Origin of the sequence: Limosilactobacillus antri DSM 16041 (genome assembly GCF_000160835.1) — a bacterium.
Taxonomy (GTDB): domain Bacteria; phylum Bacillota; class Bacilli; order Lactobacillales; family Lactobacillaceae; genus Limosilactobacillus; species Limosilactobacillus antri.
This window is the reverse complement of the sequence record NZ_GG700733.1, coordinates 746,752-767,441: the sequence shown is the minus strand read 5'-3', so window position 1 is coordinate 767,441 and position 20,690 is coordinate 746,752. Positions and strand designations below refer to the sequence as shown.

Below are 20,690 nucleotides of genomic sequence, written 5' to 3'. Positions count from 1 at the left end.
GAATCAGGATGAGTTCGTTTTTGAACGGTTCTAACGCGGAAGCCGGTTAGGACTTCCGTTTTGGTCCCCTGGGCTCGGCTTTAGGAAACAGAAATGAGGTCTAGAGTTCGACCTTGCCGAGCTTTAGACCTCATTCTGTACCACATTATTTGATTTTCAGCTTAATAATAGTGCTCCGCGTACCATTCGGCCCGTTAAGCTGTCTGCCAGCTAAGTTCAGCCGTGGTGCAGCGCCGTCCCCCGGCCCAGATTTCGTGAACGGTGGTGAGGGTTGGGCGGTCAAGAACGTAGCGGCTCTCAACCGTGGCCCCCTCCTGGACCTCCGCTTCATAGTTGATCTTAAAGGCTACTGGGCGGTGCTGCCGCAGGAAATCCGGGCCTAACGGGTCCAACATCCAGTCAAGGTAGCGGGCGTTGTTGACGTGATGGTTAATATCAATATCAAAGTAGCGCACCCGGTAGTCGCGAGCCGCGTACTCCGCGGGCAGCTGTCCCGGTTTGGCCAAACGGGGCAAGCGTTTCTTTAATGGCGACGCAAAGGGGGTAATTAACCTGGCCGGAATCCGCATCAGCCGCCGGGCCGTCAAGTCCATCATGACAAAAAGGGCCTTAACGTGGACGTACTGCTGCTGGTGGTCGAGGTCCGAAAGCCAGAACTCCCGCAGGGCAAAGAAGCGGTTGTAAGCCAGCGCCCGGGTGCCAATGATCACCTGGTCGCCAAAGCAGGGCTGGTGGGGCGCCAGCTGACCATCATAGCCAACGATTACCCAGGCCCCTCCGCTCTTATCAACAGCGGCCCGATCGAGGCCCACAAAAATTGAATGGGCGTCCGAAACCATCGTCATCATGCTCAGCAGCATACTCATGCTGGGATGACCAGAATCGGTACATTCGTAATAGGTCAGCTGGTGCTGCATTTCATAGCAATTCGCGTTTTGAATTAACTTGGTCACAACTATTCTCCTATGTGGTGGTATTCCCGGTATAATTCCTGCCGGTTAATGCGGTTGCGCTTGGCAACCAGTTTAATCGCCGCGTTGGTCGACAGCCCCCGGCTAATTTCCTGATCGACCTGTTCGACCGGGCTCCCAGCACTTTGGGGCTGCCCGGCAGTCGGGTGGTCATTGCCGGCAACCAGGATCACAAACTCCCCCCGGGACTGGTGGTCGGCAAAGTAGTCCCGTAGTTCAGCCAGCGTACCCCGGCTGAACTCCTCGTAACGCTTGGTTAGCTCCCGTGCCAGTACGGCCCGCCGGTCATTTCCCAATACCTCGGCCATCGTCGTCAGGGTCTTTTTGAGCCGGTGGGGGGCTTCATAGAAAATCATTGTTTCCGGCCGGTCAGCCAACTGCTGAAGTTCACTAACCTGCTGCTGGTGCTTGCGTTCTAAAAAGCCATAAAAGTAAAAGGGCTGGGGCGCCAGTCCCGAGGCAATCAAGGCGGTCAGGCCGGCATTGGCCCCCGGCAACGGGACAACCGGGATTCCGGCCGCCACCGCCGCGGCAACCAGTTCCTTTCCCGGGTCGGAAATTGAGGGCATCCCCGCGTCGCTGCACTGGGCAACTTGCTGTCCCGCCTTGAGTTTAGCCAGCAACTCGGGAATCCGCTGCTCGGTGTTATGCTCGTGAAAACTAACCTGACGGGTCGAAATTTCAAAGTGGTTGAGCAGCTGCTGGGTATGGCGCGTATCCTCTGCGGCAATCAGGTCGACCGCCTGCAGGGTCTTAATCGCCCGAAAGGTCATATCATCCAGGTTGCCAATCGGGGTGGGCACCAGGTAGAGCCGCCCCTGCTGGTCACCGTTAAAACTGCTAATCCGTTGCATCTCAGTCCTGCCCCCCGTTCTGCTTGTCCAAGCCGCTGAAAATTGCCTCATCACAAAAAATACAGCTCTCGTGAGGAGCAAGGCGCTCGCCAAAGTGCTTCCGACAGACGTGGAAACCCTGGTGGTAAAGCTCATTCAGCGTCCGCCGGCCCGTGGAAAGCTGCTGCTCGCCCCGCTGGTCCCGAAGCTTCTTGATTGCCTCTTGGAGGTGACGGTTTTCGATCGTCAGCTCTGCGTTCTGGGCCAGGGCTAGGTTCAACTGTGACTTCAGTGCCGCCAGTTCGTTTCCCATTTCCGTCAGGTGGCTGCCGAGCTTGGCCAGGTGATCGTAAATATTATTCTGCTGTTGATTTTCGTTCATTTGCGTGCCCCCGTATTCCCGTTTAAGGTCTGGACAATTTGAATCGTCAATTGCTCGCTAACGTTTTGGAAACTGATGTTTTGCTCCAACTGATGGCGGGTATCTAACGTTAACTGGCTGACCGCGAGCAGCTGGTCAAGTGAGTAGCGCTGGCTAACCTGCTTAACCAGGTCCAAGTCATCCGCAAAGTGCAAGCGGCTGCTTACGGTCACCCCGCTCGCTACTAATAGCGTATCCCGCCACAAGAGGGTCATCAAGTCCAACAAGACCTGTTGGCGCTCCCGGTCATGCCCCGCCAGTTTAACCAGGTCCGTCGTCACGTCAACAAAGGCCAGCATCTGCCCGGCACTGGCATGCTGGTACCAGCGGGTGACCCCCTGAACGGCATTGGATAGCCAGTCGTCCCCGCACCACCGTTCAATTGCCGCTACCGAATCGGTCAGGCCGACCGCCACCTGTGCTAATCGCTGACTGACCCCGTGATCGGCTAAGACCCTGAGGAGGTCCGCCCGCTTCAGGGGAGCCATTTCCAGCACCTGGGTCCGGGATTGAATCGTCGGTAGGACGGCACTCTTATTGCTGGTCAGCATCAAAATATAAGTGCCCGGCCCCGGTTCTTCAATAAACTTCAACAGGCTGTTGGCCGCACTGGTCGTCATCTTCTCCGCGTCTTGAATGATGAAGAGTTTCTGGCTCCCTTCCATCGCGCTCTTGGTAAACTCGCTCTTGAGGTAGCGAATGCGGTCCACTTTAATCTGCCGGCCCTCGGGCGCCGCGACAACCACGTCTGGATGGTTGCCGCTCAAAATTCGTTGGCATTCCGGACAGGTCAGGTCGGGTTCATCGTCTTGCGGGTGCAAGCAAAAAAGGCGCAAGGCCAGCCACTGCGCCACTTCACTTTTCCCTGAACCCGCGGGGCCGACGAGGAGGTAAGCGTGTGCTAATTCCTGCCTGTCAATCACCCGCTTGAGCCGGTCAATTAACGCCGGCTGGAGCTGCCGGACCGTCCTTACTTGTTTGCCTGCCACCTAAATCACCCGCTTAAAACTTGAGGAACTGTTCAATCGGCAGCACAAAGACGGTTGCGCCGCCGATCCGAACATTCACCGGAAAGGCCGAACCGCCCTCGGCGTCAACGTGCATCTGCGAGGTCACGTACTGTTCCCGTGATTCAGCATTCTTCTTAATTACGTCGAGGACGGTCTGGACCCGTTCATCCTTGACCCCAATCAAGAAGGTCGCGTTGCCCTCGCGGAGAAAGCCCCCGGTCGTGGACAGTTGGGTAACCTGAATTTCCGCCTTGTTAAAGGCCTTACGCAGACGGTTGCTGTCTTTGGATTGAACAATTGCAATAATCATCTTCATCGCATTCACCCCTAAACTTAGTTATTCAAATCGGTCTGGAAAACGTTGTTCGATTGTCTGGGCAACATCGGCAATCACCTGATCCAGGGGCTGACTAGCATCAATCAGCTTAATCCGGTCCGGGTGAGCACGGTAAAGGCGCAGGTAGGCGGCCCGCACCGTCTGATGAAAGGCGAGCTTTTCCTCATCCAGCCGGTTCACCTGGTCGGCCCGGTGTTCGGCAATCCGCCGCAAGCCCACCGCCGACTCAACGTCGAGGTAGATTGTCAGGTCCGGCAGTAGGCCGTCAATGGCAAACTGGTTCATCTGCCAAATCGCTTCCTCGCCAAGCTGACGGCCGGCCCCCTGGTAGGCAATCGAACTGTCAACGTAACGGTCACAGAGGATGACCTTGCCGGCCCGCAACCCGGGCACAATTTCCGAAACAATGTGCTGACGCCGGGCGGCCGCAAAGAGCAGGGCCTCGGTCCGGCCGTCCATGTCGGTATTTTCCGGACTAAACAGGACCCGGCGGATCTGCTCCGAAATGTGGTTGCCCCCCGGCTCCCGCGTGTACATTACCCGGTCGGCGCCGAGCTGGTCGACGAGCCGCTTTTGGATGGCCCGCAAGACACTGGTTTTCCCCGCACCGTCCGGGCCCTCAAACGAAATAAACTTCCCCCGCACTTGTTCATTCACTGGCTGATAACCCCCTTATTCAGCTTGCCGTGCAGCTTATACCGACGGGCCAGGTTATACAGATAGAGGTATTTTTGCTCTTGGATCTTAGCCCGATCGCTCAGCTCACTGCTGACGTTGGCCTCGTATACAGCCCGCTGGGTTTCGCGGGCGTGATCCCAGCTCGCCTTGGTATCGTAAATGGTATCTAGCAGGCGTTGATTCCGGGCCTGTTTCACCCGGTCGTGCTGACGCTTAAACAGCATTTTTACATCTCCGTTCGTCCTTGAACCGCCTTGAACAACGTCATTTCATCAGCGTAGTCGATGTCGGCACCGACTGACAAACCGTGGGCCAGCCGGGTAACCTTGATCTGGGCCGGCTTGATTAATTTAGCAAGGTACCCGGCCGTCAGCTCCCCGTCAGATGACGCGTTGGTGGCAATGATAACTTCCTTAACCGCTTCGTTTTTTTGCAGGCGCTTCAACAGGCTCGCAATGTTAATGTCCTCCGGTCCGGTGCCGGCAACTGGTGAAATCACCCCGTTGAGGACGTGGTACAGGCCATGGTATTCGTGCATCCGCTCCAGGGCCATAATGTCTTGCGACTGCTCAACCACCAGGATCTGGGACTGGTCGCGGGTCTTGTCCCGACAGATCGGACACGGGTCATCTTCGGTGATGTTGCCGCAAATGCTGCAGCTGTGCAGGTCCCGTTTCGCTGATAGCAACGACTTGGCAAAGTTGGTAACGTCATCTTCTTGCATCCCCAAAGTGTAAAAGGCTAGCCGGGTCGCGGTCTTTTGGCCAATGCCGGGGAGTTTGGTATAACTCTCGATCAACTTAGCTAGTGGTTCTGGGTACTGCATCGTGGCTACATCCCCATACCGCGCGTGTACTTGCCCAGTTTCTGCTGGGTCGCGTCGTTAACCTGCTTCATGCCATCGTTAATCGCAGCAACAACCAGGTCTTGCAGCATATCCACGTCATCAGGATCAACTGCTTCCGGCTTAATCTTCAGGTCAACCAGGGTATTGTCGCCCGTAAACGTGGCCGTCACCATGTCATCGGGGGCCTTGCCAATAAATTCCTGCTTAGCCAGTTCTTCGTGTTCGGCCATCATTTTCTTCTGCATTGCTTTGGCCTGCTTCATCATTTGCTGCATATTCATTCCGCGCATCATTCTTCATCATTCCTTTTCTATTAATTATCTTCTATTTTAACAATTTCGCTGCCAAATAGCTCCTGCGCCTTGCTGACCGGATCAGCCGGCCCGACAGAATCCTTCGCTGCTGGGGGACGCTGCTCGTCAGCGGCCGTACTCTCCGCCGGCTGCTGGCCGCTAGTGGACGGGGCCGCGCTTTTCTTAGCGGGTTGGCGTTTATCCAGCCCATGGTCCCGAATGTACTCGCGCCGGATCTGGGGCCACTTGTCCTTCGGTACAAACACAACCTTGCGCTCGGTCCCGGTCAGCTCCTGCAGCCCCTGTTCCATGCTCGTTAGCAGGGCTGAATCATCCATTGCCTGCTGGAAGAGGAAGGCGTAGTCAAAGGCAACGATAACGCCGCCCGTGCTAGCCGCCACCGGTTTGGAAACGTGGAGCAGCGACCGTTGGGGAACGCTCAGTTTAGATAAGAGTTCCTGCCAGAGGCCCTGAATTTCCACCAGGTCCCGCCGGGTCGCCTTCCCCAGGATCGGGTTGATCTGGCTGAGCTTAACTTCCACGTTGCGTTGCTGGACCCGTGGCTGACTGGCCGGCTTGGCTGGTTTTGCGGGCTTGGCTGCCGGAGCCGCTTGCAACTGGTTGACCGTCGCCTGTAGCTGTTTAACCGTTGCCTCAAGCTGGGCGATGGTCTGCTGGTCGTCACGAGACGGCGCCGCGGCGGGGGCGGCCGTTGCTGCTGGCGTCGGCTGGTCATCAATCTGACCCAGCTTGACCGTCAGGACCTCCAGGTAAACGTCAGGGTGGGTCGTAAACCGCATCTCCTCCTGAATTCCATTAAGGGCGTCAATCATCTGGTAGAGGACGGTGGCCGGCGCCGCAGCGCTCATCTTTTGAAAGTCCTCATCCGTCAGCCCCGTACTCTCGACCATAATCAGCTTCGGCGATTCCTGGTACAGGAGGACGTCCCGGATAAAGGAGATCAGGTCCTCAATAAACCGTTGGCCGTCCTTACCCGCGTTAAGGATGTCCTTCATTGTGTTTAGGGCGTCGGCACTCTGGTGGGCGGTCACCTCAAAGAAGTACTTCTCCAGCAGCTGTTTGGTCACACTGCCCGTCACCGTCAGAGCATCCTTGAGCTGGACCTGGTTGTCACTAAAGGATAATACTTGATCGAGGATACTCAGGGCGTCACGCATCCCCCCTTCGGCCGCGTTAGCAATCACCCAGAGGGCCTTCTCCTCATATTGAACCTGCTTCTGGTCCAAGATATACTTCATCCGCTCGTAGGCGTCCTGGGCAGAAATCCGCCGAAAGTCAAAGCGTTGGACCCGGGAAATAATTGTTAGCGGAATCTTGTGCGGTTCGGTAGTCGCCAAAATAAAAATAACGTTGGCCGGCGGCTCTTCCAGCGTCTTAAGCAGGGCGTTGAAAGCCCCCGTCGACAGCATATGCACTTCGTCAATAATGTAGACTTTATAGTCCGCTTGGGTGGGCGCATACTTAGCCTTATCCCGGATGTCACGAATTTCTTCCACCCCGTTATTCGAGGCGGCATCGATTTCAATTACGTCGTTCAGCTGTCCGTTCGTGATGGCCTTGCAGATCTCACACTCGTTGCATGGTTCCCCATCCTTTAAGTGGTGGCAGTTAACGGCCTTCGCAAAGATTTTTGCGGCGGATGTTTTACCGGTCCCCCGGGGCCCCGCAAAGAGATAAGCGTGACTGATCTGGTGGGTAATAATGGCATTTTTCAGAGTTTGGGTAACAACCTGCTGGCCAACAAGCTCATCAAAGCGTTGGGGACGCCAAACCCGGTATAATGCTTGGTAACTCATCGCGTGGCTTCCTTTCTTGCATTCTTAGTACGTTATTTAAATATTATACTAGCTTTCTGCCAATTTTCGATAATAAAAGTGCTTCCTCGTCAAACAATTTCAAGCTGCCGGCTGCGCAACTCGTCCGCCGCCAGCCGCCCCGTTAATTGGGCGCCAGCCGCCGTTGGATTGCCAGGTGCTTGCTTTAAAAAATTAAAAAGACCGGGATAATTCCCAGTCTCCGTCTAATATCACTCTAACTTAGAGCACAAGGCACATCATACTTAGTGCTGCTTCCTTCCGGACCTGACACGGTTCGTAAGCGCACCCTTGCCCTAAGGCCTTACGGCAATTAGTATCATACACTACTTCAGCCGGAAATGCTAGTCCCCGGCCCGACCTTTTTTGCGGGCAGCTTTCTTTCGCCGCCGGATTGCCCGGAAGAAATCCTTGAGCATCTGGCTGCATTCCTCCTGCATGACCCCACTTGCCACCTGAACCTGGTGGTTTAAGCGCGGGTCATTCATTAAATGATATAGGCTCTCCACCGCCCCGGCTTTGGGGTCAGCCGCCCCGTAATAGAGGTTGGCGATCCGCGCGTTGATAATGGCGCCACTGCACATTATGCAGGGCTCCAAGGTCACGTAAAGGTCGCAGCCCTCCAGCCGCCAGCTATGCAGACGTTCACAGGCCTCCATAATGGCCAGCATCTCCGCGTGGTAGGTAACGTCCTGAAAGTGCTCCCGCATATTATGGCCCCGGCCAATGATTTGCTGATCCTTAACCACCACTGCCCCAATCGGGACTTCGTTTAACAGCGCCGCCTGCCGGGCTTCCGCCACCGCCGCCGCCATAAATTGTTCTTGCTCTTGTTTCATTAAAACTTTCCCCAATTTTCTCGCCATATTACGTCAATTCAGTGTATAATATTAAATTAGTTCCGAAAACTTATCTAGTGATTAAATAAAAAAGTTTCACGCTGAATAGCCCACGCGTTTTGTACCATATGTTGTGTTTCACTGATTGCCGCTCACAACATATGGTGCTTTTTTAATTGATTTTTTTAAGATTCCAGCTATACTAAATAACATCAACAACGAATTAATTTCCTGGGAGGTTTTCATCATGGTCACTGTGTTTTCCAAGAATAATTGCATCCAATGCAAGATGACCAAGAAGTTTTTGCAACAGCACCAGATCAACTTTGTTGAACATAATATTGACGAACAGCCAGAGTACGTCGACCAGTTAAAAGCCGCTGGTTTCCTCGCAACTCCGGTAGTCAAATTACCAAACGGCAGTGCTTTTTCCGGTTTTCGTCCGGACCGGCTGCAGGCGCTGGCCTAACTAATTTGCGATTTTACCCGTTTCAAACCAGGTGCACCCGAGAGCGCGCCTGGTTTGCTTATTGTTTAGCATTTTTAAAAGGAGCACTCATTAATCATGGCCTTATCTGACATTGATATTACCAAAGTTAAATACTACGACCTCAATAACGAAGTCAACATCCCCCGCGACGGCAAGATCCAACTGGACAAGGACCAGGAAGCCCTGGCCGACTTCATCGCACAAAACGTCCGGCCCAATACCAAGCAGTTTGCTTCATTAACTGACCGTTTCCAGTGGCTAGAAGATCACGACTACATTGAAAAGGGCTTTGTAGAACAGTATAGCCCCGCCTTTTTAGCCAAGCTTTATGACTACTTAACGGCCCAGAATTTCCACTTCCACTCCTTCATGGCCGCATATAAGTTCTATGCCCAGTACGCCCTGCGGACCGATGATAAGGAATACTATCTGGAAAACTACGTTGACCGGGTCGCGATGAACGCCCTCTACCTCGCTGACGGTGACGAAGAACTCGCCATGGACCTGGCGGACGAGATTATCCACCAGCGCTACCAGCCTGCCACCCCGACCTTCCTTAACGTCGGCCGGAAGCGACGGGGAGAATTTGTTTCCTGCTTTGCGATCCAGGCTACCGATGATATGAACACTATCGGCCGGACGATCAACTCCGCCCTCCAGCTCTCCAAAATCGGTGGCGGGGTTGGGATCAACCTCAGCAACCTCCGGGAAGCCGGCGCCCCAATCAAAAAGATTAAGGGGGCCGCAAGCGGGGTTGTCCCAGTAATGAAATTACTGGAAGATAGTTTTTCCTACTCCAACCAGCTTGGCCAGCGGCAAGGTGCCGGGGTTGTTTACCTGAGCGTCTTCCACCCCGACATCATCGAATTTTTGGGTGCCAAGAAGGAAAATGCCGACGAAAAAATCCGGCTCAAGACCCTCTCACTGGGCATCACGGTTCCCGACAAGTTTTACGAACTGGTCGAAGCTGGCGCGGATATGTACCTCTTTAGTCCCTACGACGTAGAACGAATCTACGGCAAGCCCTTCTCCTACGTTGACATTACCAAGGAATACGATAACCTGGTCGCCAACGACGAGATTCGCAAGAAGAAGGTCAACGCGCGCGACTTAGAGGACGAAATCAGCAAGCTCCAGCAGGAATCCGGCTACCCGTACATCATCAACATCGACACGGTTAACCGGGCCAACCCGATCGACGGGAAGATCGTCATGAGTAACCTCTGCTCCGAAATTGCTCAGGTGCAGGTCCCATCGAAGGTTGCCGACGACCAATCCTACGAAACCCTCGGGACCGACATCAGCTGCAACCTCGGTTCCACCAACATTGCCAACATGATGGACAGCCCCGACTTCGGCCGGTCCGTCCGGGCAATGATGCGGGGCTTGACCCACATCAGCGACGTTGAAAACCTCACCGTCGTACCAAGCATCAAGCGGGGAAACGCCCTCGCCCATTCCGTGGGACTCGGGGCAATGGGCCTGCACAGCTACTTGGCAAAGAACCACATCCAATACGGCAGCCCGGTTGCCATCGAGTTTACCGGCGTCTACTTCATGCTGCTTAACTACTGGTCGTTAGTTGCTTCCAACGAAATCGCCAAGGAGCGGCAGGAAACTTTCCATAACTTTGCCAAGAGTGCCTACGCCGATGGCTCCTACTTTGACAAGTACACCACTAAGGACTGGGGGCCACAATCTGACGTGGTCAAAGCACTCTTCCAGGGAATCTTCATCCCCGGGCCAGCCGACTGGCAAGCGCTGAAGGAAAAGGTGATGCAGGACGGCCTGTACAACGAGTACCGGCTGGCCGTGGCGCCAAACGGTTCCACTTCCTACATCAATGATTCCACCGCTAGCCTCACCCCAATTACCAACCGGGTTGAGGAACGCCAGGAAAAGATGATTGGGAAGATCTACTACCCGGCACCGTACTTGTCTAACGACACGATGCCGTACTACCAGTCCGCCTACGACATCGATATGCGGAAGGTCATCGACACCTACGCCGCCGCACAGCAGCACGTTGACCAGTCAATGTCATTGACCCTCTTTATGCGGTCAACGATCCCAGCAGGTCTTTACGAATGGAAGGACGGGCGGACTAACAAGATGACGACCCGGGACCTGAATATCCTCCGGCACTACGCCTACCAAAAGGGGATTAAATCGATCTACTACATTCGGACCTTTACTGACGATAACGACGAGATTGGTGCTAACCAGTGTGAAAGCTGTGTCATTTGATTTTCATAAAAATCATTGCTAAAATTTGAATGCAATTAAAAACAGGTTGATTAAGTTAAGGAGCAGGCTAGGTAAATGAAACTTGAAGAATTCAAACCATTAAACCAGTATAAGGCAATCAATTGGAATGAAGTTTCCGACATGATTGACAAGGCAACGTGGGAAAAGCTGACGGAGCAGTTTTGGCTGGATACCCGGATCCCGGTTTCCAACGACCTCGATGATTGGCGAAACCTCGATGAGGATCACCAGTGGACCGTGGGCCACGTCTTTGGGGGATTAACCCTGCTGGACACCGTCCAATCCGAAGCGGGAATGACGGCCCTCAAGGAAGACGTTAAAACCCAACACGAAACGGCGGTGTTGAACAACATCCAGTTCATGGAATCCGTCCACGCCAAGAGCTATTCCACCATCTTTTCTACATTAAACAGTCCCGATGAGATTGACGAAATCTTTAACTGGTCTGACACCGAAGAGTACCTGCAAAATAAGGCCACGAAGATTGCGAATATGTACCTGAACCCGGCAGAAGACCCGCTCAAGAAAAAGGTTGCCAACGTCTTTTTGGAAACCTTCCTCTTCTATTCCGGTTTTTATACCCCACTCTACTACCTCGGGCACAACGAATTAAACAACGTGGCGGAAATCATCAAATTGATTTTGCGTGACGAATCTGTCCACGGTACCTACGTCGGTTATAAGTTCCAGGTTGGCCTGCACGAACGGACCGAAAAACAACAGCAGGACATGAAGGACTGGATGTACAACTTCTTGTACGAACTCTACGACAACGAAGAGAAGTACACCCACCTGCTGTATGACAAGATCGGCTGGACCGATGACGTCCTGACCTTCATCCGCTACAACGCTAACAAGGCGTTGATGAACCTCGGTCAGGACCCGCTCTTCCCAGACACGGCTACCGACGTTAACCCCGTCGTCATGAACGGGATTTCCACCTCGACCTCTAACCACGACTTCTTCAGTCAGGTTGGTAACGGCTATCGGCTCGGTGAAGTGGAAGCCATGAAGGATGATGACTACCACATTCTCGACCCGAACGCGGGCAAGGACAAGAATTCCCGCGACTAATCTAATCCAGCACGCCAGTTGAACTGCAAGTCAGTTCGGCTGGCGTTTTTGATTGCCGAAGCCGGTCATTCCCCCTTTCTAATCCACGATTGTGAATCTCTGATCATCAGCCTCTGTGCAACTGATTGCGCAAAAGCTCCTTACTTAAAATTTGGACCAATCTTTTTCGCAATAACCACGGGCCTATCACTATAATATTGGAAGCGAATTCATGGTCACCGACCATTGTGCAAGTAGTCACAAGGCGCTTGAAAAGCACTCCTGCATAGTGTACTATTAACCATGTTCAAAAGGTAACAAAAACACAAGAAACGAAGGAGAAACTTGATTATGGCAACTTCAAAGAAGCACCAAGTTGAACAAAAGCAAACTGAGCAGGACAAGCAACAAGCTGCTCACGAACTGGTTGACGGCTTAGTCAAAAAGAGCCAGGTTGCTTTTGAACAATTGCGTAACTTTACACAAGAACAAGTAGATAACATCTGTCAGGCCATGGCTCTGGCTGCGGAAGAACATCACATGGACTTGGCGGTCAGCGCCGCTAACGAAACTGGCCGTGGTGTTGCCGAAGATAAGGCCATCAAGAACATCTACGCCAGTGAATACATCTGGAACAACATCCGTCACGACAAGACGGTTGGCATCATCGAAGACAACGATGAAGATCAAACCATCACCATTGCGGACCCACTGGGAATCATTGCCGGAGTAGTTCCTGTTACCAACCCTACTTCCACCACGATTTTCAAGTCAATCATCTCCGCCAAGACCCGGAACACGATTATCTTCTCGTTCCACCCGCAAGCCTTTGAATCTTCCGTTAAGACCGCCAAGATTCTTCAAGCCGCTGCGGAAAAGGCTGGCGCGCCAAAGAACATGATCCAATGGATTCCACAATGCAGCCGTGAAAACACGAACGCATTGCTCCAGCACCCGAACATCGCCACCATCCTGGCAACCGGTGGTCCTGGTTTAGTTAAGGCCGCTTACAGTTCTGGTAACCCAGCCTTAGGGGTTGGTCCTGGTAACGGTCCAGCCTACATCGAAAAGTCCGCAAACATCGAACGGTCCGTTTACGACATCGTCCTGTCCAAGACCTTTGATAACGGGATGATCTGTGCCTCCGAAAATTCGGTCGTGGTTGATGACGAAATTTACGACCAAGTCAAGGAAGAATTCCAAAAGTGGAACTGTTACTTCGTTAAGCCGAACGAAATGCAGACCTTCTCTGATGGTTTCATCGACCCGCAACGCCACCAGGTTCGGGGTCCAATCGCTGGTCGGTCTGCCAACGCCATCGCGGAAATGTGTGGTTTGAAGAACGTCCCTGACAACACCAAGGTTTTGATTGCTGAAATCGACGGGGTCGGTGACGACTACCCGCTGTCCGCCGAAAAGCTGTCGCCAGTGCTGACCATGTACCGGGCCAGCTCCCGTGAGAACGCCTTTGACATCTGTCGCCAGCTCCTCCACTACGGTGGTGAAGGGCACACGGCCGCAATCCACACCCTGGATGACGACCTGGCTACTAAGTACGGGCTTGAAATGCGGGCTTCCCGGATCATCGTTAACTCCCCATCCGGAATCGGTGGAATTGGTAACATCTACAACAACATGACCCCATCCCTGACCCTGGGGACTGGTTCATACGGTGGTAACTCCGTTTCCCACAACGTTACCGACTGGGATCTCTTAAACATCAAGGTAATCGCGAAACGGCGGGAAAATCGTCAGTGGGTCAAGATTCCCCCAAAAGTATACTTTCAACGGAATTCACTGAAAGAATTGCGCGATATTCCAAACATTGACCGGGCCTTCATCGTTACTGGTCCCGGAATGAGCAAGCGGGGCTACGTTCAACGGGTCATTGACCAATTACGGTTACGGCAAAACGAAACTTCCTTCCTTGTCTTTGACGACGTTGAAGAAGATCCATCAACCAACACCGTTGAAAAAGGGGTTGCAATGATGAACGACTTCAAGCCGGACACCATTATTGCCCTCGGTGGTGGTTCACCGATGGATGCCGCAAAGGCAATGTGGATGTTCTACGAGCACCCAGAAACTTCTTGGTACGGGGTAATGCAAAAGTACCTCGATATCCGGAAGCGGGCTTACCAGATCAAGAAGCCAAAGAAGTCCCAATTGATCGGGATCCCAACGACTTCGGGGACTGGTTCAGAAGTAACGCCGTTCGCGGTGATTACGGACTCCGAAACTCACGTGAAGTACCCATTAGCTGACTACGCTTTGACACCAAACATTGCGATCGTGGACTCCCAGTTCGTCGAAACTGTACCGGCCAAGACAACTGCCTACACGGGTTTAGACGTCCTCTGCCACGCTACTGAGTCATATGTTTCCGTAATGGCTACTGACTACACCCGTGGCTGGTCCCTGCAAACCGTTAAGGGGGCCATGGAATACCTGCCGAAGTCGGTTAAGGGTGACAAGCTCGCCCGGCGGAAGATGCATGACTTCTCGACAATGGCGGGAATGGCGTTCGGTCAAGCCTTCCTGGGAATTACCCACTCCCTGGCCCACAAGATGGGTGGGGCATTCGGCCTTCCTCACGGTCTGCTGATTGCCATCGCGATGCCACAGGTAATTCGCTTTAACGCCCAACGGCCACAAAAGCTGGCCCTCTGGCCACACTACGAAACTTACCACGCTACTAAGGACTACGCCGACCTGGCTCGCTTCATCGGCCTCAAGGGCAACACGGATGAAGAGCTTGCCGATGCTTACGCCCAAAAGTACGTCGACGTCGCTCACGAATGTGGGGTTACCCTGAGCCTGAAGGCCAACGGAGTTTCCCGCGAAGAGTTTGACAAGGTCGTGGACAAGTTGGCTGTCCTGGCCTACGAAGACCAATGTACGACAACTAACCCGGTAGAACCGCTGGTCAGCCAGTTGAAGGAACTGCTGGAACGTTGCTATAACGGTACCGGTGTTGAAGAAGACTAATAACTAATTACCCAAACCAATCAATCTAGCACCCTATCGTGACGAGGGCCGGTGACAAAACCATGTTTTGCCGCCGGCCCTTTTAGTTTCAAACCTTTTAACGGTATCCCGTGCCCCCCAGTGCACGATGCAAGGTCCGCCTTGCAGCCCTAGCCATGATTTAAGCCCCCTTTGCATCCCTTGATTTTTCGTTAAGTTCATCCCCCTAAAATAGCCGGGCCTTCTGCTAATTTGCTACAATGTCCTTACAAATCATCATCAAGGAGGATACTATGCTCAAAGAATTTAAGGACTTCATCGCCCGGGGCAACGTCATCGATATGGCCGTTGGGATCATCGTCGGGGCCGCGTTTACGTCGATTGTCAACTCACTGGTCAACAACCTGATTAACCCCCTAGTCGGCCTGTTTATTGGTAAAATCGACCTCTCCAACCTAGCCGTTACCATTGGCGACGCCCAATTCAAATACGGGGCCTTCCTAAACGCGGTCATTAACTTCCTGATTATCTCTTTCGTGGTCTTCATGCTGGTAAAGGGAATCAATAAGTTCCGGAAAAAGGAGCAAGCGGCCCCGGCTAAGCCCAGTCCAGAGGCTCAGTACCTCAAGGAAATCACTGAACTCTTAAAAGAAAACAAGACCGACAACTAGGATAAAAGCGGGCTGGTGTCCACTGCCGGGGCAATTTAGTTTCTTTAATCCGTGAGTAATCAAATTGCAACCGTTATGGTTTGCTTTTCCGCCAATCAAAGTTATAATTAAGGTGAATAATAAATAATATTATTTGTTATTCTTTGGTAAACAATATTTATCTAAGGAGGGATGTCTTATGTTTAACACTGTATTTTGGATTTTAGCCATCTGGTTTGTTATCAACGTCATTTGGATGTGGTTCAAGCTCGACGATCAGACGTTACAAAAGACCTTCGCCTGGATTAATGTTTGTGCCATTATTATCGGTTTCTGTGTCTACTACATGGCGGGGCCAGTTGGCAGCGGAATTGATGGCTGGTTCATTGCGATGAATTGGATTAACATCGTAGTTGCTATTCTTCAATTCTACTTTGGATACCGGAGCCTGTCTGCTGGTAATATTCACCATGCCGGCAGTCACTAAAACGAAGTTCGCACTTCGTTAACCACGCGGGGGCCTGTGACAAAACTATGTTTTGCCGCAGGCCCTCGTTTTCGTGTCGAAGCCCGTAAAACCGGCACGGCGCCGGGTCGTACGGTGAAGCGGCAACTCCCTAAGCTAATTTAAACTAAAGCGGTCCCCAGAGCTTGATAAAACCAAACTCTGGGGACCGGGACCGCCCCTGCTTTCTAACAAAACTCACGGGGAGCATAACTGCTCTGGATGGTACATCCCCCACGTTTCTCGACTGGCAACACTAACGACGGGCCATTGCTTCGTCGTAATCCCTGGTACCCACGAATACTGGTTGCAGGTATGGGTTGATGTGTTGCTTGAGTGCCCGCTTCCAAATGTCAGTGAACACAACCACGTTAATCACAATTGAAAAGATAGCAATGATTCCCATCATGTGCGGGTCAGCAGCAGTCGGGTGGACTGCCGGGTTCATTACCCCGTCCCGGTAGAGAACCGGCAGGACAGAGAACTTGCTATGATCCTGGAAGAGCGGGAAGACCTGGGCAAACATACACCAGATTGCCAGGGTGTTGGCCCGGTTTTGAATCCAGCCACCCTTGTTCCAAAATTCTGCAGCAAAGGTTGGGGCGAGCAGCAGCGCTAACCCACAGTACCAGGAGTGGGTCGGCAGGTTGCTGTAAGTATACTCAAAGTTCCAAACATCGTAAGCCAGGATAAATTCCCAGGTCATGTCTGGCCACAGCATATCCTGCTCATTCTTGGAAGAGTAAATCCCAAACCAGCCGGTCATACAAAAGACATTGATAATCCCGGCCAGGCCATTAAGGACGTTCCACCAGCCACCATAGAGCCAAACCCCTTCCGAGGAGAGCCACCATTGGCTCCCCGTCGTTTGCAGGGCGTGTATTCCTCGAATTGCCGACTCAAAGTCGCTCCCTACGGCGATAAAGATGTTGATCGCCACGATCACGAACGGGAAAATCTTAAACCAGTAAGCCTTCCCCAAGTGGCCCCAGTGGTACTTAAGAATCATGAAACCGATACAGCCAAAGGTGGCCGCGTAGAGCTTTGCGTAATGAAACTAGCTGTTCATATGAAAATAGGTCGGATTATGCAGCGCCCAGGACTGCCCCTGCCCAGCACAGACGTAGATTGCAATAAAGTAAATCGTCAGTGCAATCGGCAGGACGACAAAGAAGAACAGGCCGCCGACCTTCGTCCGCCGTGCAATTTCGTTAGTAACCACCAGGCAAATAAATACGAGAATCCAACCGAATAATTGCCAGCCCGATTGACTACCATAAACTTGAAATAGCATTGAATTGTACCTTCCTTTCGTCAAAATTTGTCTTAGCTGACACCTTTATTTTGTAATGCTTCGGCTGGTATTCGGTAACCGCTTTCAATCAATTGTCGCGAAATAGTGCAGTTAAATGATACTGTTCTCAACATTTTACCGTTAATATGTCCATAAAAAAGGCAGCTCTACCGGAAGGAACTCCGGCCGAGCTGTCTTTTTGATTCTAGTGGTAAAGGTCGAACCGTCCCTTGGAAATCAGCTCTTTGAGACCGCCTAATTCCATTAGCGACTTGTTCATAATCATCTTCTTCATTACCGAAGCCGGGTAGCCCTTGAAGGAGTGGCCGCCCGCTTCCCCGAAGGCCCGGGTGTTGCCGACGGAGGCTACCGTCCCTAGGGACTTGTAAGTGTAAGCACCAGGACGGCTCGTGCCCTTTACCCGGGCCGCGATGTCTTTGGCAACGTAATTAGCCATCGACAGGGCAATCTGGGCAGTCGTTGGGTACGGCCGCTTGCCGTCCGGCGGCATTACGGCGGCCACGTCACCAACCATATAGAGATCATCGTGGTCGGGCGCCGTCAGATGGGCCGTATCCATTACCCGGCCCCGCCGTTCCTGCAGGTTCGATTCGGCAACGACCGGACTGCCGCTGACCCCGGTCGTCCAAATGATGGTGTTGCCCGCGACCTTGTGCAATGGGGTCCCGTCTGCATCATTAGCACCCTTGTAGAGAACCAGGTCCGGTTGGATTTCCTGGATCAGGGCCTCAGTAATAATGTTCACGTCCAGCTTTTCCAGCAGCTTGATCCCGTAATCGGCAAGCTTATCATTAAACATTGGCAAGAGGCGCTTGGAGGCATCGATAATGTCGATTTTAATCTGGTCCGGCGTTACCCCGGCGAGCTTGGCATAGCGAACCCGGGCATCGGCTAAGGCCCCCGCCAGTTCGATTCCGGTAAAGCCGGCCCCACAGATGATAATCCGGAGGTCGTTTTCATCCTTCGTCTGCTGGTAGTCCTTCATTTGCTCGAGGATGTGCTCATGGATAGCCTCGGCTTCCTTGACGTTGGTCATCGGCAGGCTGTTTTCCGCCGCCCCTTTAATGCCGAAGGTTTCGGAAACGAAGCCCAGGGCGAAGACGCAGTAGTCATATTCCAATGGCGCGTGCCCATCAAGGATCACCAGCCGCTTCTCCTCGTCAACCCGGGAGACGTGGGCCAGGACCAGCGTTGTCATCTTCGGGTCCAAAACGTCGCTAATCGGGAAGGTAATCTTGCTGGCCGGCAGGTTTCCCGAAGCAACTTCATGCAGGTCGGTTGCTTCGTAGTGATAATCATTTTCGTCCACCAGGGTGATTTCAACCTGCCCCCGGCACTTCTTTTGCAGTTCAACAACGGTCTTGAGGCCGGCATAACCGGCTCCTAATACAACAACTTTTTTCATTTTTAATTCCTCCAATTATCCTTATTAAATTACGATTCCGAGCCAGTAAGTAAGCAACTGGGCCAGCGAACCGACCAGCAGAATTTTGACCCCGCAGATAAATGTTTCACTCTTCACCTGCTTTTGCATCAGCAACTTGTTCTGGTGATAAGTAAACGGTAAAATAACAAGTGTCAGCCATACCGTCATTGGCGCAATTTTCAAAAATGGTGAAACAATAATCATGGCAAACGCAAGCACGTTTTTGGCCGAAAAGGCAATCAGGGCGTTCCGCTTACCAATGAAGTGTACAATGGTCGTCCGCTGGTTGTCATCATCCTCCTGAGCATCACAGATGTTATTAGCCAGCATCAGGTTGGAAATCCACAGCTCATCGGGCAGGGCGACGATAAAGACCCGCCACAGCGTCGCCCAGTTCCACTCAAACTGCTGGTAAGCATTCAGGTAGACGCTAAGCAGCACGATCATAAAGCCCATCGTAAAGCCCGACGCCAGTTCGCCACAGGGCAGGCTGGAGAGTGGGTGCGGACCGGACGAATAGAGGATGCCGACCGCAAAGCAGAACATCCCCATCCACAGGACCGGCCAGCCCGCGCGGTAGACCAGCCAGCAGCCAAGCAGGGCGGCCACCACGGAAAAGGTCACCAGCAAGGTAAGCACTAGCCGGGGGGACAGCCGTTCTCGCCCGATGATGTTGGTCTTCTGTTTGTAGTTTTGCTGATCAACTGCATGGTTATAATCGTTGTAGTTATCAAGCATATCCACCGCCATATTGAATAAGAACATCGCCACAAAAAAGATAATTGCTAAGGGCCAATTCAGCGAGTGGAAGTAGTACAGGCTAAAGGCCATCCCCAGGAAAAAGGGAACCACGCTCGCCGTTTTCGCCTTGATTTCAACCAGCTCCAAGAAAACATTTAACGACACTAAACCACATCCTTTCGGTATAATTATAACTAAAGACAGCATATAAGGAAAACTATTACTATGAATAACAATTGGCAAACTTATCCACTTATCAGCACCCAACTCAAAGCCGTCAACCAGTGCATCCAGGAACGCATTGACTGCCAAAATGCGGACCTGCATACCGCCCTGGTGACCATGGCAAATAATGGCGGCAAGTACCTCCGCCCAGCCCTTCTGCTCCTGGTCAGCCGGATGTTCACGACGGACAGCCAGGACGATGAGCGGCTGGTTAAACTAGCGGCGTCGATCGAGGTCCTCCACATGGCAACCCTCATCCACGACGACATTATCGACGATTCGCCCGAACGCCGTGGAGCAGTCAGCATCCAAGCCCGTTTTGGCAAGGATACCGCGGTCTACGCCGGCGACCTGCTCTTCACAATTTTCTTCGACCTGCTCTTGGAGGCCATCCCTTCTTCAGCCTACCTGCGGGTCAACGCCCAGGCAATGCGGCAGATCTTAGACGGCGAGTTAGGCCAGATGGGCCAGCGGTTCAACCTCCAGCAAACGCTGGCCGACTACCTCGCTAACGTAAAGGGCAAAACCGCCGCCCTGTTTAAGCTAGCCGCCCAGGAGGGGGCCCACTTTGCCGGCGGCACTGCCGACCAGGTTGCCAGTGCCGCCGCCTTTGGTCAGCAGCTGGGCATTGCCTTCCAGATGCTCGATGACATCCTCGATTATACCGGCGGCAAGGAACTCAACAAACCGGTGCTCGAAGACCTCGCTACCGGGGTCTACTCCCTTCCGGTGCTGCTGGCCCTGCAAGACCCAGCCAGCGCCGCCCAGGTCAAACCGTTGCTGGCTAAGGGAAGGCAATTAACGGCAACGGACATCCAGCGGGTACAGCAGTACGTGATCGCCGGCGGGGCAGTCAAAAAGAGCCGGCAGCTCGCCAGCCAGTTCACCCAGGGGGCGCTCACTGACCTGACAAAGCTTCCGGCGACAAAGGCCCGGCGGCTCTTACAGCATATGACATCCCAACTCTTAAAACGGACCAACTAGGC

General features: G+C 52.9%; 20 protein-coding genes, 1 other RNA gene and 1 pseudogene. 7 read left to right on the top strand and 15 right to left on the bottom strand.

Features of this window, described 5'->3' with window-relative positions; genetic code table 11:
- Positions 1 to 194 precede the first annotated feature (194 nt).
- From HMPREF0494_RS07125 to tadA, 12 genes are all read right to left on the bottom strand, one after another.
- Positions 195 to 953, bottom strand: a complete 759-nt coding sequence (locus HMPREF0494_RS07125) for an acyl-[acyl-carrier-protein] thioesterase (protein ID WP_040458893.1) — start codon at positions 951 to 953, stop codon at positions 195 to 197.
- Positions 954 to 955: 2 nt separating this feature from the next.
- Positions 956 to 1,825, bottom strand: coding sequence for a 16S rRNA (cytidine(1402)-2'-O)-methyltransferase (gene rsmI, locus HMPREF0494_RS07120; RefSeq protein WP_007124279.1), 870 nt, complete (start codon positions 1,823 to 1,825; stop codon positions 956 to 958).
- Position 1,826: 1 nt separating this feature from the next.
- The gene (locus HMPREF0494_RS07115) at positions 1,827 to 2,186 is read right to left on the bottom strand and encodes an initiation control protein YabA (RefSeq protein ID WP_007124278.1); all 360 of its coding nucleotides are present in this window, start codon (positions 2,184 to 2,186) and stop codon (positions 1,827 to 1,829) included.
- Positions 2,183 to 3,214 (bottom strand): DNA polymerase III subunit delta', encoded by a 1,032-nt coding sequence (gene holB / locus HMPREF0494_RS07110; protein ID WP_007124277.1) that lies wholly within the window; start codon positions 3,212 to 3,214, stop codon positions 2,183 to 2,185. The genes HMPREF0494_RS07115 and holB overlap by 4 nt, the downstream gene beginning before the upstream one ends.
- 13 nt (positions 3,215 to 3,227) lie before the next feature.
- A complete protein-coding gene (locus tag HMPREF0494_RS07105; RefSeq protein ID WP_007124276.1) occupies positions 3,228 to 3,551 on the bottom strand; it encodes a cyclic-di-AMP receptor in 324 nt (107 codons plus the stop codon).
- Between the two features lie 21 nt (positions 3,552 to 3,572).
- Complete coding sequence (tmk, locus tag HMPREF0494_RS07100; RefSeq protein WP_040458940.1) at positions 3,573 to 4,217, bottom strand: dTMP kinase; 645 nt, start codon at positions 4,215 to 4,217, stop codon at positions 3,573 to 3,575.
- Positions 4,218 to 4,225: 8 nt separating this feature from the next.
- Positions 4,226 to 4,474 (bottom strand): YaaL family protein, encoded by a 249-nt coding sequence (locus HMPREF0494_RS07095; RefSeq protein WP_007124274.1) that lies wholly within the window; start codon positions 4,472 to 4,474, stop codon positions 4,226 to 4,228.
- Positions 4,475 to 4,476: 2 nt separating this feature from the next.
- Positions 4,477 to 5,076: a recombination mediator RecR gene (gene recR, locus HMPREF0494_RS07090; RefSeq protein ID WP_007124273.1), complete on the bottom strand. Its 600-nt coding sequence runs from the start codon at positions 5,074 to 5,076 to the stop codon at positions 4,477 to 4,479.
- A 5-nt stretch (positions 5,077 to 5,081) separates the two neighbouring features.
- Entirely contained in the window at positions 5,082 to 5,390 is a 309-nt protein-coding gene (locus HMPREF0494_RS07085) for a YbaB/EbfC family nucleoid-associated protein (RefSeq protein WP_003715920.1), read from the bottom strand.
- 20 nt (positions 5,391 to 5,410) lie between these two features.
- A complete protein-coding gene (gene dnaX / locus HMPREF0494_RS07080; protein WP_007124272.1) occupies positions 5,411 to 7,207 on the bottom strand; it encodes a DNA polymerase III subunit gamma/tau in 1,797 nt (598 codons plus the stop codon).
- A gap of 234 nt (positions 7,208 to 7,441) precedes the next feature.
- Positions 7,442 to 7,528, bottom strand: an RNA gene (gene ffs / locus HMPREF0494_RS10805) — signal recognition particle sRNA small type.
- Positions 7,529 to 7,569: 41 nt separating this feature from the next.
- Positions 7,570 to 8,064 carry a tRNA adenosine(34) deaminase TadA gene (gene tadA, locus HMPREF0494_RS07075; RefSeq protein ID WP_040458892.1) on the bottom strand — a complete coding sequence of 165 codons (495 nt, stop codon included), beginning with the start codon at positions 8,062 to 8,064 and terminating at the stop codon, positions 7,570 to 7,572.
- A 247-nt stretch (positions 8,065 to 8,311) separates the two neighbouring features.
- Between tadA and nrdH the strand changes: the two genes are divergently transcribed.
- From nrdH to HMPREF0494_RS07045, 6 genes are all read left to right on the top strand, one after another.
- Entirely contained in the window at positions 8,312 to 8,533 is a 222-nt protein-coding gene (gene nrdH, locus HMPREF0494_RS07070) for a glutaredoxin-like protein NrdH (RefSeq protein WP_004564562.1), read from the top strand.
- A 96-nt stretch (positions 8,534 to 8,629) separates the two neighbouring features.
- Positions 8,630 to 10,801 carry a class 1b ribonucleoside-diphosphate reductase subunit alpha gene (gene nrdE, locus HMPREF0494_RS07065; protein WP_007124269.1) on the top strand — a complete coding sequence of 724 codons (2,172 nt, stop codon included), beginning with the start codon at positions 8,630 to 8,632 and terminating at the stop codon, positions 10,799 to 10,801.
- A gap of 75 nt (positions 10,802 to 10,876) precedes the next feature.
- Positions 10,877 to 11,896 carry a class 1b ribonucleoside-diphosphate reductase subunit beta gene (gene nrdF / locus HMPREF0494_RS07060; protein ID WP_007124268.1) on the top strand — a complete coding sequence of 340 codons (1,020 nt, stop codon included), beginning with the start codon at positions 10,877 to 10,879 and terminating at the stop codon, positions 11,894 to 11,896.
- A 330-nt stretch (positions 11,897 to 12,226) separates the two neighbouring features.
- Positions 12,227 to 14,863 carry a bifunctional acetaldehyde-CoA/alcohol dehydrogenase gene (adhE, locus tag HMPREF0494_RS07055; RefSeq protein WP_007124267.1) on the top strand — a complete coding sequence of 879 codons (2,637 nt, stop codon included), beginning with the start codon at positions 12,227 to 12,229 and terminating at the stop codon, positions 14,861 to 14,863.
- Between the two features lie 272 nt (positions 14,864 to 15,135).
- Positions 15,136 to 15,513, top strand: a complete 378-nt coding sequence (gene mscL, locus HMPREF0494_RS07050; RefSeq protein WP_040458891.1) for a large-conductance mechanosensitive channel protein MscL — start codon at positions 15,136 to 15,138, stop codon at positions 15,511 to 15,513.
- 178 nt (positions 15,514 to 15,691) lie between these two features.
- Positions 15,692 to 15,979 carry a hypothetical protein gene (locus tag HMPREF0494_RS07045; protein WP_007124265.1) on the top strand — a complete coding sequence of 96 codons (288 nt, stop codon included), beginning with the start codon at positions 15,692 to 15,694 and terminating at the stop codon, positions 15,977 to 15,979.
- Between the two features lie 274 nt (positions 15,980 to 16,253).
- On the opposite strand, the pseudogene HMPREF0494_RS07040 reads toward HMPREF0494_RS07045, so the two are convergent.
- The 3 genes and pseudogenes from HMPREF0494_RS07040 to HMPREF0494_RS07030 all read right to left on the bottom strand — a co-directional run bounded on the left by HMPREF0494_RS07040 (position 16,254) and on the right by HMPREF0494_RS07030 (position 19,644).
- Positions 16,254 to 17,291 (bottom strand): annotated as a pseudogene (locus HMPREF0494_RS07040) (DUF5692 family protein).
- Between the two features lie 205 nt (positions 17,292 to 17,496).
- Positions 17,497 to 18,717 (bottom strand): NAD(P)/FAD-dependent oxidoreductase, encoded by a 1,221-nt coding sequence (locus HMPREF0494_RS07035; protein ID WP_007124262.1) that lies wholly within the window; start codon positions 18,715 to 18,717, stop codon positions 17,497 to 17,499.
- 24 nt (positions 18,718 to 18,741) lie between these two features.
- Positions 18,742 to 19,644 carry a prenyltransferase gene (locus tag HMPREF0494_RS07030; protein WP_040458890.1) on the bottom strand — a complete coding sequence of 301 codons (903 nt, stop codon included), beginning with the start codon at positions 19,642 to 19,644 and terminating at the stop codon, positions 18,742 to 18,744.
- A 60-nt stretch (positions 19,645 to 19,704) separates the two neighbouring features.
- Here HMPREF0494_RS07030 and HMPREF0494_RS07025 point away from each other — a divergent pair, with 60 nt between their 5' ends.
- Complete coding sequence (locus HMPREF0494_RS07025) at positions 19,705 to 20,688, top strand: polyprenyl synthetase family protein (RefSeq protein ID WP_040458889.1); 984 nt, start codon at positions 19,705 to 19,707, stop codon at positions 20,686 to 20,688.
- The last annotated feature ends 2 nt before the right edge of the window (positions 20,689 to 20,690 follow it).